Source organism: Pseudorhodoferax sp. LjRoot39, from assembly GCF_964253035.1.
In the GTDB taxonomy this organism is placed as follows: domain Bacteria; phylum Pseudomonadota; class Gammaproteobacteria; order Burkholderiales; family Burkholderiaceae_C; genus Pseudorhodoferax.
This window is the reverse complement of record NZ_CAXUQL020000001.1, coordinates 7,311,295-7,325,937: the sequence shown is the minus strand read 5'-3', so window position 1 is coordinate 7,325,937 and position 14,643 is coordinate 7,311,295. Positions and strand designations below refer to the sequence as shown.

Genomic DNA, 14,643 nt, shown 5'->3' with positions numbered 1-14,643 from the left:
GTTAGGATCTGTGCTGTAAACGAGCAGTGTTGCCGGCGAACCTCACCATTTTGTGAGCGAGTCCACAGTTTTGGCTGTGGTCGTGGTGCTTGTGTACGGGGTGGTCGCTATGCTCGGCTTCTGCCGACGCCAGCACCCGGAGCCTTCGATGTCCAGACTCAATCTTGCCGACAACTTCAATCGCTTCTTTTCCGTCGCTCCGGCGTTGACGGAAAAGGAGCAGAACGACGTCTTCTTCATCCGCCACGACGTCTATGCGCGCGAGCTGGGCTTCGAGCCGGTGCGGCCGGACCAGCGCGAAACCGACGCCTACGACGTGCGGTCCATGCATTGCCTGATGCGTACCGCCGAGACCTCACCGCGGCTGGTGGGCTCCGCGCGCGTGATCCTGACCGACCCGGCTGCGCCGGATTCCCTGCTGCCGTTCGAGAAATCCTGTCGCGATTCCCTGTTCCGCGACCAGATCGATCCTTCGCGCCTGCCGCGTGACCGGATCGCCGAGGTGTCCCGGCTGGCCGTGCTGTCGGACTTCCGGCGCCGTCGTGGCGAGGACCACAAGGAGGTGGCGCTGGACGTGAGCGACTTCGGCGATGCGCAACAGCCCCGCTTCCCGTACATCCCGGTCGGCCTGTACATGGCATCGGTGCTGATCGCCCGGCGCCACAACATCGAGTACCTCTTCACGCTGACGGAGCCGCGACTGGCCGAGCACTTCGCCAAGCTGGGCGTGGAAATCGTGCCGATCGGGGCGCCGGTCGAGCACCGGGGAACGCGGGTGCCGTCCTTGATTCGTGCGGCCACCGTGGAAGCCGGGCTGCGCCTGATGATCCGCCCCCTGTGGAAGGCCATCGAGGCCCAGTTGGACAGCGCCTATGCGCAAGGAGGCAAGGCGTGAAAGTTTTGGTGACGGGGGCGGCGGGCTTCATCGGCGCGCATGTGGCACAGCGTCTGCTGGCACGCGGGGACGAGGTCGTGGGCCTGGACAACCTGAACGACTACTACGACGTGTCGCTCAAGGAGGGCCGCCTGGGGTTGCTGCAGGGGCTGCCCGGTTTTCGCTTCGAGCGTCTGGACGTGGCCGACCGCGACGGCATGGCGTCCCTGTTCGCGCGGCATGGGTTCGATGGGGTGGTCCATCTGGCGGCGCAGGCCGGCGTGCGCTACTCGTTGCGCAATCCACATGCCTATGTGGACAGCAACCTGGTCGGCTTCGTCAACGTGCTGGAGGGGTGCCGCCACCACAAGGTGCGCCATCTGGTCTATGCATCCAGCTCCAGTGTCTATGGCGGCAACACCAAGATGCCGTTTGCCGAGGCCGATCCGGTGGACCATCCTGTGAGCCTGTACGCCGCCACCAAGAAGGCCAACGAGTTGATGGCCCACACCTACAGCCATCTGTATGGGTTGCCGACCACGGGGTTGCGTTTCTTCACCGTCTACGGACCCTGGGGGCGCCCCGACATGGCGCTGTTCCTGTTTACGAAGGCCATCCTGGAGCAGCGGCCCATCGAGGTCTACAACTTCGGACAGATGCAGCGCGACTTCACCTATGTCGACGATGTCGCGGACGGCGTGCTGCGGGTGCTCGACCGGCCGGCCAGCCCGGACGCTGCGTTCGATGCCGCGCACCCGAATCCGGCCACCAGCCATGCGCCCTACCGCGTGTTCAACATCGGCAACCGCAACCCTGTGCCCTTGCTGGATTTCATCGGCTGCATCGAGCAGGCGCTGGGGCGGACGGCGGAGAAGCGCCTGCTGCCGCTCCAGGATGGTGATGTGCTCGCCACCTATGCCGATGTGCAGGCGCTGGGCGACTGGGTGGGGGCGGTGCCGGCAACGCCGCTGGAGCAGGGCATCGCCCGCTTCGTGGCCTGGTACCGAAGCTACTACCGCGTCTGAGTCGGTGCGCCGTTGCGCCGCGCAACCGGCGCAACATACCTGGCACTTATGTGCATTTGTCGCGCGAATCGCGCGTGCCACGCGTAGAGAATCGATGGCTTCGCCGCTGGTCACAGCCTGTGGACCGCTGGCCGGAACGTCGCAATCGCGCGGGGGGAAGTGCGCTATAGTGCCCCGCTCGAAGAACTGTTGCCGAATACTGTAGGGGATTTGCCTTGAAAATTCATCACGCTGCGATTCGAGGCTTGATCAGCAAGCTTGGACTTTTCCTCACGGCGATCATTCTCGTGGGATGTGCTTCCAGTAAACACCCAGCCGCGCCGACATTGGCCGCATCTGGCGACTATAACTACATTATCGGCGCGGGCGATTCTCTCAATATCATCGTCTGGCGCAATCCGGAATTGTCGATGAGCGTTCCGGTGCGGCCCGATGGCAAGATTTCCACGCCGTTGGTCGATGAATTGATTGCCCAAGGCAAGAACTCCACAGAGGTTGCACGCGAAATCGAGCAGTTGTTGGGCAAGTTTGTGCGCGATCCGGTGGTGACCGTGATTGTGACGTCGTTCGTCGGCCCTTACAGCGAGCAGATTCGGGTGGTTGGCGAGGCGGCCAAGCCCCAGTTCCTGCCATACAAGCAGAAGATGACTTTGCTGGATGTCATGATCGCTGTGGGTGGCCTGACCGATTTTGCCGATGGCAACGCGGCTTCGATCCTGCGCACTTCAGAGGGTGGAAAGCAATATTCCGTGCGTTTGCGCGATTTGGTCAAGCGCGGGGAGATTTCCAACAACGTCGAGATGAAGCCCGGCGATATTCTGGTGATTCCGCAAAGCTGGTTCTGATCGATGGACGAATTAGTCAACCAGATTTCCACGTTCGCCAAAGGCGCGTGGAAGCATCGGTGGTGGGGGTTGCTGGCAGCGTGGGTCGTTGCCATTATTGGCTCGGCCGTCGTTCTGCGGATCCCTGACAAATACGAGGCTTCCGCGCGGATATTCGTCGATACCCAGTCGATCTTGAAGCCGCTCATGTCGGGTCTGGCGGTGCAGCCCAATGTGAACCAGCAGGTCGTCATGTTGAGCCGCACGCTCATCAACCGGCCCAACGTCGAGAAGCTTGTTCGCATGGCCGACCTGGATCTCAACATCGACTCCCCGGCGGCACGCGAGCGCTTGATCGATACCTTGATGAGCACGCTGGAGATCAGAGGCGCGGGCCGCGACAATCTGTACACGATCACCTACCGTGACTCCGTGCCACCGCGTGCGCAGAAGGTCGTCCAGTCGCTGGTGTCGATCTTCGTCGAATCCAGTCTGGGCGATTCCCGCAAGGACACGGCGGCTGCACAGAAGTTCATTTCCGAGCAGATCCGCATGTATGAAACGCGACTGGAGGAAGCCGAGACACGTTTGAAGGAATTCCGGCTGCGCAACATCGAACTGCAGTCCACGGCAGGCCCGGATGTCGCCTCCCGGATTGGCGAGTTGGGCGCCCAGTACAACAACGCCAAACTCGAGTTGGTGGAAGCCGAACGCGCGCGCGATTCCGCCAAGCGCCAGCTTGACGCGGAGCGCGCACAGGTCGCCAAGGCGGCCAAGAGCGGCGATGCTGAACGCCTGTTTCCGACGCCGGAAATCGATGGCCGGCTGACCGAGCAAAAGCGCAATCTCGACAACCTGCTGCAGCGCTACACGGAACAGCACCCCGATGTCACGGCGACGCGGCGCTCGATCAAGGAGCTTGAAGAGCAGAAGAGCAAGGAGGTCGAGGTATTGCGCAAGGCAGCGGTGTCCGGCCCGATCACCGGGGCCGGCAGCAGTCTGGCGGTTCAAGAGCTTGGGCGCTTGCTCGCCACGGCAGAGGTGCGGGTGGCGTCGCTGAGCGCGCGAGTGGCCGAGTTTGGCGCACGCTACGCCAGGGCGCAGGAACAGGCGAAGACGGCGCCACAGATCGAGGCGGAGTACGCGCAGTTGAACCGCGACTACGCGGTCAACAAGAAGAACTATGAGGATCTGGTGACGCGGCGCGAGTCCGCGTCCATGACGGGCAATCTGGATTCCGTCGCTGGCGTGGCGGATTTCCGCTTGATTGATCCACCGCGCGTGTCGCAGCGCCCGGTGGCGCCCAACCGGTCCTTGTTGCTGATCGGGGCGTTGGTCGCCTCCTTGGCGGTTGGTGTGGCGGTGGCCCTGGGCCTGAGCCAGCTGCGTCCCGTGTTCCACAACGCGCATGCACTGCGCAACGCCGTCGCCTTGCCGCTCTTGGGGGTGGTGACCTTGGTGATCAGCGACGAAGCCAAACGCAGTGAGCGCAGGAACCTTTGGAAGTTTGCGGCGGCTTCGGGCAGCTTGGTTGTCTGTTTCGCGCTGGGCATCGGCCTGATGGCCTTCATGGCCAGCAGGGCCGCTTGAGGATGGCATGAGTAGTCTGATCGAACAAGCGTCGCGGCGCCTGGAGCAATTGCGGCAGGCGGGCGTGGCGGTGCCGGACATCGTCGCCAACCCTGCCGCCGCTGCCGCACCGGTGGCGCCCGGGCCCGTGGCCCCGGCCCCGGCCCGTCCCTCCGTGATCTCGCGCCAGGTGGATCTGGACCTGGATGCGCTGACGGTCGCCGGCTTCGTGAGCCCCAATGCGCCGCGGTCCCAGATTGCCGACCAGTACCGCGTGATCAAGCGTCCGCTCATTGCCAATGCGATGGGCAAGGGCACATCGCCCATCGTGAACGGCAACCTGATCATGGTCACGAGTGCGGTGGCGGGGGAGGGCAAGAGCTTCAACGCCCTGAATCTGGCGCTGAGCATCGCCACCGAATTGAACAACACGGTCATGCTGGTGGATGCGGATGTGGCGCGCCCGTCGATCCTGCGCATGCTGGGATTGCCTGCCAGTCGCGGCTTGCTCGACCTGCTGGTTGACGACAAGGCTGACCTGTCCCAGGTGCTGCTGCGGACCAACATCGACAAGCTGACCCTGCTGCCCAGCGGCACGCCGCATCCGCGAGCCACCGAGTTGCTGGCCAGCGATGCCATGAACACGCTGATCGCCGACATTGCGCGACGCTACTCCGACCGCATCGTCATCTTCGACTCGCCACCGCTGCTGCTGACAACGGAGTCCCGTGTGTTGGCCACGCACATGGGGCAGATCGTGGTGGTCGTCCATGCGGAGAAAACCTTGCGCAACGACGTGCAGCACGCCCTGGCCACCATCGAATCCTGCCCTGTCAAGATGATGGTGTTGAACCAGGCCAAGGCGGGTGCCGGCGAGGGCTATGGCTATGGCGGCTACGGCCAGGGCTATGGCTATGGCTATGGCAGCTGAGGCCGGGTGTCCATGCGGCAAGGCCTTTCCCTGATGCAGTCGTTTCGTCCACCTTTCGCACGGGAAAGTGGGCTGGTGCAGGCCTTGGTCGTGGCGGGGCTGTTCGGCGCTGCTTCGGTCGCACAGGGGCAGACCGCCTCCGGTGGGCTGTCGTCTGCGTCCCCGGAGCCCCTGTCGGCGCGGCAGACTTCGGCTGCCGAGGGCAATGGCCAGAACGACCGCCGGCAGATGGCTCTGGTTCCCCGGGTTGCGGTGGAAGGCACCTGGACCGACAACGTCCACTCGCGTGGGGGCGTGGAGAAGGTCGCGGACTTCGTGACCTCGGTGAGTCCTGGCCTGCGTTTCACGGCCGAGGGTGATCGCCTGAAAGCCAATGTCGACTACTCGCTCACCCGGCTGCTGCACGCGCGCGAGCGGTCGCTGGACCGCAACCAGAATGCGCTGCGGGCGCTCGGCAGCCTGGAGGTGGCGGACAACTTCGCCTTTGTCGATTTCACCGGCAACATCTCGCAGCAAACGATCTCGGCCTTCGGTACGCGTTCGGGCAGTGACGTGACGGACAACCAGAATCGGACGGAGGCGGCGCTGTACCGTGTATCGCCCTACGTGCGAGGCCGGTTCGGCGACTGGTCCCAGTATGAGCTGCGCTATGGACGCACCGCTTCACGGACCAAGTCGAGTCTGGTCGCGGCGGACTATGACCTCGACGATCTGTCTTTGCGCCTGGCGAGCACCAACCAGCAGCGCGTGATCGGCTGGTCGCTCGATGCCAACCACCAGAAGCAGGACTACGCCTCGGGCCGCTCGTACGAATCCGACCGGGTGCGCGCGTTCCTGACCCATCCCTTCTCGCCGCAGCTGTCGATCTCGGTGATCCCGGGTTGGGAGTCGAACAACTACGCCTCGCAGGACAAGGAGAGCCACGCGACGTTCGGCGGGCAGGTCCAGTGGGCATTGTCCGAGCGCACGCGCTTTTCGGCCTTGCTGGAGAAGCGCTTCTTCGGCCGCGCCTACAACGTCAACTTCGAGCACCGTACGCCGCGCTCGGCGTGGCGCTTCTCCGATTCGCGCGATGCGAGTTCGACGCCGAGCCAGGCCGGCTCCTTCAGTGTCGGCACGTTGTACGACCTGTATTTCTTCCAGTTCACCTCGCTCGAGCCTGATCCCGCGCGCCGTGCGCAGCTGGTCAATTCCTTTCTGCTGGCCAATGGCCTGGATGGCAGTACCAGCGTGGACCTGGGCTTCCTCAGCTCCTCCGTGACGCTGACGCGGCGCCGGGATGCTTCGTTCACATTGATCGGCCTGCGTGACACGCTGAGTTTTTCGGTGTCGCAATCGGAGACCAGCCGCCTGCGGCAGGTGACCGCCGACACCGGTGAAGACCTGGGCAGTTCAAACTATGTGCGCCAGCACGGCTTGAGCATCGTCTATTCGCGCCGCCTGACGCCGCAGTCCTCGCTCAGCGTTCTCGGCTCGATGACGCGGGCAGCCGGTCAGCAGAGCGGCGCGCAGAGCAGCGACCTGCGCTCGCTCAACATCAGCCTGTCGACCAAGCTCGGGCCGCACACGACCGGAACACTGGGGCTGCGCCGGACGGTGTCCAGTGGCAGCCTGTCCTCCTACTCCGAATCCGCGCTGCGTGGCGGGCTCAGCTTGCAGTTCTGACTGATGTATGAAGCCTATTACGGCTTGAGCGGCAAACCGTTCCAGCTCAACCCCGACCCCACGTTCTACTTCGCCAGCAAGCAACACCGGCGCGCCAAGGCCTATCTGGACTATGGCGTGCTGCGCAACGAGGGCTTCATCGTCATCACCGGCGAGATCGGTGCTGGCAAGACCACCATCGTGCGCGGCCTGCTGGACAGCCTGGACCCGAGCAAGGTCGTCGCCGGCAACGTGGTCAGCACCCAGTTGGAGGCCGAAGACACCTTGCGCATGGTGGCCGCGGCCTTCGGCGTGCGCACCAAGGATGCGAGCAAGGCCGATCTGCTGATGTCTCTGGAGGCCTTCCTGGTAGGCCAGACCGTGCAGGGCAAGCGCTGCCTGCTGATCGTGGACGAGGCGCAGAACCTGACGCAGTCCGCGGTGGAGGAATTGCGCATGCTGTCCAACTTTCAGTTCGGCAACCAGGCACTGCTGCAGAGCTTCCTGGTCGGCCAGCCGGAGTTTCGCGACATCCTGCAGCATCCGCAGATGCAGCAGCTGCGCCAGCGCGTGATCGCGGCCTGCCACATCGGTCCGCTCGACCAGGAAGAGACGCAGGGCTACATCGAACACCGGCTCAAGTGTGCCGGCGGCACCGGGCGGCCGCATTTCGAGCCCGAGGCCTTCGTCGAGATCTTCAGCGCCAGCGGTGGCATTCCCCGGCGCATCAATGCGATCTGCGATCGGCTGCTGCTGCTGGGGTTCCTGAACGAAAAAGACACATTGACCGCCGAAGATGTGACCTCGGTGGCACAGGAGATTCGCGAAGAATCCGGGCTGACCCAGTTGGGCCCAGCACCAGCGCAGCGGAGTTGGTCGACCGCCCCGGTCGGCGATGAGATCGTCGGTGGCCTGCAGTTCAATGCGGACGCCCTGGACGGCATGGAAGCGCAGATTTCCGGCCTGGACCAGGAGCAGCAGGGTGATCGCCTGCAGCGCCTGGAACGCAGCTTGCTCCGCCTGGAGCGGATCAACCTGGAGGTGCTTGCGATGCTGAAGAAACTCGTCGTTGCTGCGCGCCGCGGGGCAGAGGACAAGACACCATGACCGCCGCAGCACCAATCACCAATGCCCTGACCATCGACGTGGAGGACTATTTCCAGGTCTCTGCGTTTGCCCCCTACATCCGCCGTGACGAGTGGGAGACGCGCGAGTGCCGCGTCGAGCGCAATGTGCACCGCATCCTGGACATGCTGTCCGGCCATGGCGCCAAGGCGACCTTCTTCACGCTGGGCTGGATCGCGGAACGCTATCCGCAGCTGGTGCGCCGCATCGTCGCCGAAGGCCACGAACTGGCCAGCCACGGCTACGGCCACGAACGTGCGAGCGACCAGAGCGAGGCCGATTTCCTGGCCGATATCCAGCGTGCCAAGCAGATCCTGGAAGACCTGGGCGGTGTCTCGGTGCAGGGCTACCGCGCGCCCAGCTTCTCGATCGGCACGCGCAACCTGTGGGCCTTCGATTGCCTGCAGGCCGCCGGCTACCAGTACAGCTCCAGCATCTACCCGATCCAGCACGACCACTATGGCATGCCGGACGCGCCGCGCTTTGCCCATGCCGTGCGTGACGGCCTGCTGGAGATCCCAGTCACCACGCTGCGCATGCTGCAGCGCAACCTGCCCTCCAGCGGCGGCGGCTACTTCCGCCTGTTGCCGTACGGCCTGTCGCGCTGGATGCTGCGCCGTGTGAACGCGCAAGACCGCGAGGCCGCGATCTTCTACTTCCATCCCTGGGAGATCGATCCGGAGCAGCCGCGCGTGGCCGGCATCGATGCCAAGGCACGCTTTCGCCACTACGTGAACATCGACCGCATGGAAGCGCGCCTGGACCGCCTGATGGGCGACTTCAAGTGGGGCCGCATGGACGAGATCTTCCTGCGTCCTGCGGCCACGCCGGCCTGACCGTTTCCATGCTGACCATCCAACGATTGCAGCCCGGCGATGCCGAGGCGTACCGCCGCTGGGATGCCTTCGTGCACCAGTGCCCCGAAGCCAGCTTCTTCCACCGCGCCGGCTGGCAGACCCTGCTGCGCGACATCTTTCGGCACGACAGCCATTTCCTCTACGCCGAAGACGGCGGTGCGATCGTGGGCGTGCTGCCGCTCGGCCACGTCAAGAGTCGCTTGTTCGGCAATGCGCTGGTCAGCCTGCCCTTTGGCGTCTATGGCGGCGTGGCGGCCAGCGATCCCGCGGCCGCGCAGCTGCTCGAGCAGGAGGCGCAGAGCCTGGCGCGCCGGCTTGGCGTCGACCATCTGGAGATGCGCAACGTGCAGCGCCGGCATGCCGACTGGCCGCTGCAGGACCTGTACGTCACGTTCCGCAAGAACATCGTCGCCGACGACGAGGCCAACATGCTGGCCATCCCACGCAAGCAGCGCGCCATGGTGCGCAAGGGCATCAAGAACGGCTTGCAAAGCACGATCGACCCCAATGTGGACCGCTTTTTCGCACTCTATGCCGACAACGTGCACCGCCATGGCACACCGGCCATGTCCAAGCGCTACTTCCAGGCGCTGCTGACGACCTTCGGCAAGGACTGCGAGGTGCTCACCGTCACCTCGCCCGAAGGCAAGCCGCTCAGCAGCGTGCTGAGCTTTTACTTCCGCGACGAGGTGCTGCCCTACTACGCCGGCGACGACGAGGCCGCGCGCGACCTGGCCGGCAACGACTTCAAGTACTGGGAGCTGATGCGCCATGCCGCGGCACGTGGTGCGCGCGTGTTCGACTACGGCCGCAGCAAGCAGGGTACGGGCTCCTTCGCGTTCAAGAAGAACTGGGGTTTCGAGCCGCAGCCACTGCACTACGAGTACCAGCTCTACAAGCGCGATGCGGTGCCGCAGAACAACCCGTCCAACGCCAAGTACCAGCTCGTGATCCGCACCTGGCGCCGCCTGCCGCGCGCGCTGGTCAATTTCGTCGGCCCGCACATCGTGCGCAACCTGGGCTGAACTCCGATGGCCACGCTGCTGTACCTGGTGCACCGCATGCCTTACCCGCCCAACAAGGGCGACAAGGTGCGCTCGTACCATCTGCTGCGGCACCTGCAGCGCTCGCACCGCGTGCTGCTGGGCACCTTCATCGACGATCCGCAGGATGAAGCCCACCTGCCCGCGCTGCGCGCGATCTGCCCTGAACTGCATGTGGCGCCGCTGCAGCCGCGCCGGGCCAAGCTGCGCAGCCTGTCGGGGTTGCTGCGCGGCGAGGCGCTGACGCTGGCGTACTACCGTGATGCGGGCCTGGCGCGCTGGGTGCGCGAGACGCTGGCAACCGAGACCGTCGACGCGACCGTGGTGTTCTCCTCGGCCATGGCGCAGTACGCCCCGGCGAACCTGCCGATGCTGGTGGATTTCGTCGACCTGGATTCGGCCAAGTGGACCCAGTACGCGGCGGCGCGCCCCTGGCCGATGTCCTGGCTGTACCGGCGCGAGGGCGAACGCCTGCTCGCGTTCGAGCGTGCCGTGGCGCAGCGCGCGCGGCGCTCGTTCTTCGTCACCCCGCAGGAGACGGAGCTGTTCCGCAGCCAGGCCCAGGGCAGCGGCGCGAACGTCGAGCCGCTGTGCAATGGCGTGGACGCGCAGTTCTTCTCGCCCGACCCGCAGCGCGCCTCGCCCTATGCGGCCGACGAACTGCCGCTGGTGTTCACCGGCGCGATGGACTACTGGCCCAACATCGATGCCGTCAGCTGGTTCTGCGCCGACATGCTGCCGGCGCTGCGCCAGCGCTGGCCGCGCCTGCGCTTCTACATCGTCGGGCGCAACCCTGCGCCGGCCGTGAGCGCGCTGGCGTCCGAGGCCGTGGCCGTGACCGGCACCGTGGACGACGTGCGTCCCTACCTGCAGCACGCAGCGCTGGTGGTGGCACCGTTGCGCGTGGCACGCGGCATCCAGAACAAGATCCTCGAGGCCATGGCCATGGCCAAGGCCGTGGTGGCCACTGCTGAGTGTGCCCAGGCCATCGGCGCGCGCGACGGCGTCGAGATGTTTCCGGCCGCTGACGCCGCCGGCTTCGTCGCCGAGGTCGAAACCCTGCTGGCCGATGCACCGAAGGCCGCCGCCGCCGGCGTGGCGGCACGCGCCAAGGTGCTGGCCAGCTTCAGCTGGGACGCCCACCTCGCCGGCATCGACCGGCACCTTCCGACCGCACCGGCCGCGACGGCCCCACCGGCACTGATACCGACATGAGCGCCAGCATGGCCCCCACTTCTTCCGCGCCGGGCCTGCCCGCGCATTGGCGCCGGCCCCTGGCGCTGCTGGTCCTGACGCTGGTGGCGCTGCTGTTGCTGTACCGCGAAACAGCTGCAGCCATGGTCTCCATCTGGCTGCGCTCGGACACCTATGCCCATGGCCTGCTCGTGCCGCCCATCGTGCTGTGGCTGGTGTGGCGCCAACGGCACCGGCTGGCCGGCCTCGTGCCGGAGCCCAGCCCCACGGCCGTCGTGCTGATGCTGGGCGCGGCGCTGCTGTGGCTGCTAGGCGATCTGGTGGCCGTCAACGCGGCGACGCAGCTGGCGCTGACCATGCTCGTCGTGCTGGCCGTGCCGGCGGTGCTGGGCTGGCAAGTGGCCTGGGCCCTGCTGTTCCCCTTGGGCTTCCTGTTCTTCGCCGTGCCCATCGGCGACTTCATGATGCCGCGGCTGATGGAGTGGACGGCCGACTTCACCGTGCTGGCCCTGCGCATGAGCGGCATCCCGGTGTACCGCGAAGGCCAGCAGTTCGTGATCCCGTCGGGCCACTGGTCCGTGGTCGAAGCCTGCAGCGGCATCCGCTACCTGATCGCCTCGGTCACCGTCGGCGCGCTGTTCGCCTACCTGAACTACCAGTCGCCGCGCCGGCGCGCGCTGTTCGTGCTGGTGTCCATCCTGGTGCCCATCGTGGCGAACTGGCTGCGCGCCTACATCATCGTGATGCTGGGCCACTACTCGGGCAACACCATCGCCACCGGCGTCGACCACCTGATCTATGGCTGGCTCTTCTTCGGCATCGTCATCATGCTGATGTTCGCGATCGGCGCGCGCTGGTCCGAGCCTTCTCCCGACATGAAGCAGCCGCTGGTCGCCACCGGTGGCGCGGCCGGCCGCTTCCGTCCGGCCGTGCTGCTGGCATTGGTGCTGGTGGTGCTGGCACCCCATGGTGTGGTCTGGGCGCTGGAGCATGCGCAAAACCATGCAGTGCCGCAGCTGGCCCTGCAGGGCCAGCTGCAAGGCGGATGGCAGGCCGCGGAGCGGCCGTCGCCTGACTGGAAGCCGGCTTTCCAGAACCCTTCGGCCGAACTGTTCCAGGGCGCTGTCAAGGATGGCCAGCCGGTCGGCCTGTACATCGGCTACTACCGCAGCCAGAACACCGAGCGCAAGCTGGTGTCCTCCTCGAACCAACTGGTCACCTACTCCGACAAGGACTGGGCCGAAGTCGGCGCGGGCACGGCCAGCGCGCCCTGGCCCGGTGGTGCTGTGCCGGTGCGGCAGGCCGAGCTGCGGGCCTCGCTCGTCGGCAGCGCGGGCGCGGTGCGCCTGCTGGCCTGGCAGGTCTACTGGGTCAACGGCCGCCTGGTCGCCAGCGATGCGCTGGCCAAGGTCCATGGCGCGCTCTCGCGCCTGCTCGGGCACGGCGACGATTCGGCCGTGGTCGTGGTGTACACGCCGATCGCAGACACCGGCGCGCGGGCGCAGGACACCCTGGCGGCATTCGTCCAGGCCAACGGCCAGGCCATCGTGGCCAGCCTGCAGCAGACGCGGCAGCGCTGAGGCAAGGAGCAGCAGCATGTGCGGAATCTCCGGCCTGTTCGACCTGCGCGGCACACGCGCGTTCTCGCCCGCGCTGATGTCGGCCATCAACGACATCCAGGCCCACCGCGGTCCGGACGAGGCCGACCTGCACCTGGAGCCGGGATTGGCCATGGGCCACCGCCGACTGTCGGTGATCGACCTGGCGACCGGCATCCAGCCGCAGTTCAACGAGGACGGCTCGGTCGCCATCGTGTTCAACGGCGAGATCTACAACTACCGCGAGCTGACCGCCGAGCTCAAGGCGTTGGGCCATGTGTTCAAGACGCGTAGCGACACCGAGGTCATCGTGCACGCCTGGGAGGCCTGGGGCGAGGACTGCCTGCACCGGCTGCGCGGCATGTTCGCGTTCGGGCTCTGGGACCGCAACCAGCAGGTGCTGTTCCTCGCGCGCGACCGCATGGGCGTCAAGCCCATGCATTACGCGCTGCTGCCCGACGGCAGCTTCGTGTTCGGCTCCGAACTCAAGGTCATCACCGCCCATCCTGCGTTCGCGCGCAAGATCGATCCGCTCGCCGTCGAGGAGTACTTCGCGCTGGGCTATGTGGCCGATCCGCGCTGCATCTACGAGGGGGCGTTCAAGCTGCCGCCGGGCCACAAGCTGCTGCTGCGCCGTGGCATGGCGCGCATCCCAGCGCCGCAAGCCTACTGGGACGTGCGCTTCTCGCTGGACAATCCGATCAGCCTGCAGGACGCACAGGCCGAGCTGCTGCAGCGCATCGACGAGTCGGTGCGGCTGCGCCTGGTGGCGGACGTGCCGCTGGGCGCCTTCCTGTCAGGCGGCGTGGATTCCAGTGCCGTGGTGGCCTCCATGGCCCAGGTGGATGGCAGCCGGATCAAGACCTGCGCCATCGGTTTCGACGATCCGCGCTTCAACGAATCGCAATTCGCCCAGATGGTGGCCGACCGGTACCGGACCGACCACAGCCTGGACATCGTCGGCAGCAACGACTTCGACCTGATCGACACACTGGCCTGGCTCTACGATGAGCCCTTCGCCGACAGTTCCGCCGTGCCGACCTACCGCGTCTGCCAGATGGCGCGCAAGCATGTCACGGTGGCGCTGTCGGGTGACGGCGGTGACGAGAGCTTCGGCGGTTACCGGCGCTACCGCCTGCACCTGGCCGAGGAAAAGGCCCGGCGCGCCCTGCCGCTTGGCCTGCGCCGGCCGCTGTTCGGCGCACTGGGGCAGATCTATCCCAAGGCCGACTGGGCGCCGCGGGTGTTCCGTGCCAAGACCACCTTCCAGGCGCTGGCCTTCGATTCCGCGCAAGCCTATCTGCACAGCGTCTCGGTGCTGCGTGCAGACGAGCGCGAGCGCTTGTACTCGGCCGGCTTCAAGCGCCAGCTGGGCGGCTACAGCGCGCTGGACATGTTCCGCACGCACGCCGAACGCGCCGGCACCGACGACCCGCTGGCCCTGGTGCAGTACCTGGACTACAAGACCTGGCTGGTCGGCGACATCAACACCAAGGTCGACCGCGCCGGCATGGCGCATTCGCTGGAGGTGCGCGAGCCGCTCATGGACCACCAGCTGATCGAATGGCTGGCCACGCTGCCCAGCGCGCTCAAGATCCAGGGCCAGGAGGGCAAGTACCTGCTCAAGAAGGCCTTCGAGCCGCGCCTGCCGTCCGACGTGCTGTACCGGCCCAAGATGGGCTTTTCGGTGCCGCTGGCGAGCTGGCTGCGCGGCCCGCTGGCCGAGCGCACGCGCGAGGCGCTGCTGGGCCCGCGCATGGCGGATGCGGGCTACTTCGATCCCGACCAGCTGCGCAGCATGGTGCGCCAGCACCAGAGTGGCCAGCGCGATTTCTCGGCACCGCTGTGGACGCTGCTGATGTTCGAAGCCTTTCTGCGCCAGCTGGAGCAGCGTCCGGTGGCTGATCCTGCCGCCAGCAGCGAGGTCGCGGCTTGAGCCCCCTCGCACTCGCAGGCAAG

The 14,643-nt window shown here is 66.0% G+C and carries 12 protein-coding genes; all 12 read left to right on the top strand.

Translation table 11 applies throughout. The annotated features are described in order from the left end of the window. The first annotated feature begins 52 nt into the window (after nucleotides 1–52). The 12 genes from ACSQ4M_RS34180 (at nucleotide 53) to ACSQ4M_RS34125 (ending at nucleotide 14,620) form a co-directional block, all read left to right on the top strand. A complete protein-coding gene (locus ACSQ4M_RS34180; RefSeq protein ID WP_436193789.1) occupies nucleotides 53–895 on the top strand; it encodes a PEP-CTERM/exosortase system-associated acyltransferase in 843 nt (280 codons plus the stop codon). Then, nucleotides 892–1,899 carry an NAD-dependent epimerase gene (locus tag ACSQ4M_RS34175; RefSeq protein ID WP_436193788.1) on the top strand — a complete coding sequence of 336 codons (1,008 nt, stop codon included), beginning with the start codon at nucleotides 892–894 and terminating at the stop codon, nucleotides 1,897–1,899. The genes ACSQ4M_RS34180 and ACSQ4M_RS34175 overlap by 4 nt, the downstream gene beginning before the upstream one ends. 248 nt (nucleotides 1,900–2,147) lie before the next feature. Next, nucleotides 2,148–2,744 (top strand): XrtA/PEP-CTERM system exopolysaccharide export protein, encoded by a 597-nt coding sequence (locus tag ACSQ4M_RS34170; RefSeq protein WP_436194120.1) that lies wholly within the window; start codon nucleotides 2,148–2,150, stop codon nucleotides 2,742–2,744. 3 nt (nucleotides 2,745–2,747) lie between these two features. After that, nucleotides 2,748–4,313, top strand: a complete 1,566-nt coding sequence (locus ACSQ4M_RS34165; protein WP_436193787.1) for an XrtA system polysaccharide chain length determinant — start codon at nucleotides 2,748–2,750, stop codon at nucleotides 4,311–4,313. Between the two features lie 7 nt (nucleotides 4,314–4,320). Continuing rightward, nucleotides 4,321–5,223: an XrtA-associated tyrosine autokinase gene (locus ACSQ4M_RS34160; protein ID WP_436193786.1), complete on the top strand. Its 903-nt coding sequence runs from the start codon at nucleotides 4,321–4,323 to the stop codon at nucleotides 5,221–5,223. Between the two features lie 75 nt (nucleotides 5,224–5,298). Next, the gene (locus ACSQ4M_RS34155) at nucleotides 5,299–6,888 is read left to right on the top strand and encodes a TIGR03016 family PEP-CTERM system-associated outer membrane protein (RefSeq protein WP_436193785.1); all 1,590 of its coding nucleotides are present in this window, start codon (nucleotides 5,299–5,301) and stop codon (nucleotides 6,886–6,888) included. A gap of 3 nt (nucleotides 6,889–6,891) precedes the next feature. Further along, nucleotides 6,892–7,974 (top strand): XrtA/PEP-CTERM system-associated ATPase, encoded by a 1,083-nt coding sequence (locus ACSQ4M_RS34150; RefSeq protein WP_436193784.1) that lies wholly within the window; start codon nucleotides 6,892–6,894, stop codon nucleotides 7,972–7,974. Then, on the top strand, nucleotides 7,971–8,828 hold the full coding sequence (locus tag ACSQ4M_RS34145) for an XrtA system polysaccharide deacetylase (RefSeq protein ID WP_436193783.1): 858 nt from the start codon (nucleotides 7,971–7,973) through the stop codon (nucleotides 8,826–8,828). Before ACSQ4M_RS34150 ends, ACSQ4M_RS34145 begins: the two co-directional genes overlap by 4 nt. Nucleotides 8,829–8,836: 8 nt before the next feature. Further along, nucleotides 8,837–9,874, top strand: a complete 1,038-nt coding sequence (locus ACSQ4M_RS34140) for a FemAB family XrtA/PEP-CTERM system-associated protein (RefSeq protein ID WP_436193782.1) — start codon at nucleotides 8,837–8,839, stop codon at nucleotides 9,872–9,874. Nucleotides 9,875–9,880: 6 nt separating this feature from the next. Continuing rightward, a complete protein-coding gene (locus ACSQ4M_RS34135; protein WP_436193781.1) occupies nucleotides 9,881–11,107 on the top strand; it encodes a TIGR03087 family PEP-CTERM/XrtA system glycosyltransferase in 1,227 nt (408 codons plus the stop codon). Between the two features lie 8 nt (nucleotides 11,108–11,115). Beyond that, on the top strand, nucleotides 11,116–12,666 hold the full coding sequence (gene xrtA / locus ACSQ4M_RS34130) for an exosortase A (protein WP_436193780.1): 1,551 nt from the start codon (nucleotides 11,116–11,118) through the stop codon (nucleotides 12,664–12,666). 16 nt (nucleotides 12,667–12,682) lie between these two features. Continuing rightward, complete coding sequence (locus ACSQ4M_RS34125; RefSeq protein ID WP_436193779.1) at nucleotides 12,683–14,620, top strand: XrtA/PEP-CTERM system amidotransferase; 1,938 nt, start codon at nucleotides 12,683–12,685, stop codon at nucleotides 14,618–14,620. Nucleotides 14,621–14,643: the final 23 nt, after the last annotated feature.

Coding starts and splice junctions, on each gene's coding strand:
- ACSQ4M_RS34135 (WP_436193781.1), top strand. CDS start 9,881: ATGGCCACGCTGCTGTACCTGGTGCACCGCATGCCTTACCCGCCCAAC.
- ACSQ4M_RS34160 (WP_436193786.1), top strand. CDS start 4,321: ATGAGTAGTCTGATCGAACAAGCGTCGCGGCGCCTGGAGCAATTGCGG.
- ACSQ4M_RS34165 (WP_436193787.1), top strand. CDS start 2,748: ATGGACGAATTAGTCAACCAGATTTCCACGTTCGCCAAAGGCGCGTGG.
- ACSQ4M_RS34125 (WP_436193779.1), top strand. CDS start 12,683: ATGTGCGGAATCTCCGGCCTGTTCGACCTGCGCGGCACACGCGCGTTC.
- ACSQ4M_RS34140 (WP_436193782.1), top strand. CDS start 8,837: ATGCTGACCATCCAACGATTGCAGCCCGGCGATGCCGAGGCGTACCGC.
- ACSQ4M_RS34150 (WP_436193784.1), top strand. CDS start 6,892: ATGTATGAAGCCTATTACGGCTTGAGCGGCAAACCGTTCCAGCTCAAC.
- xrtA (WP_436193780.1), top strand. CDS start 11,116: ATGGCCCCCACTTCTTCCGCGCCGGGCCTGCCCGCGCATTGGCGCCGG.
- ACSQ4M_RS34145 (WP_436193783.1), top strand. CDS start 7,971: ATGACCGCCGCAGCACCAATCACCAATGCCCTGACCATCGACGTGGAG.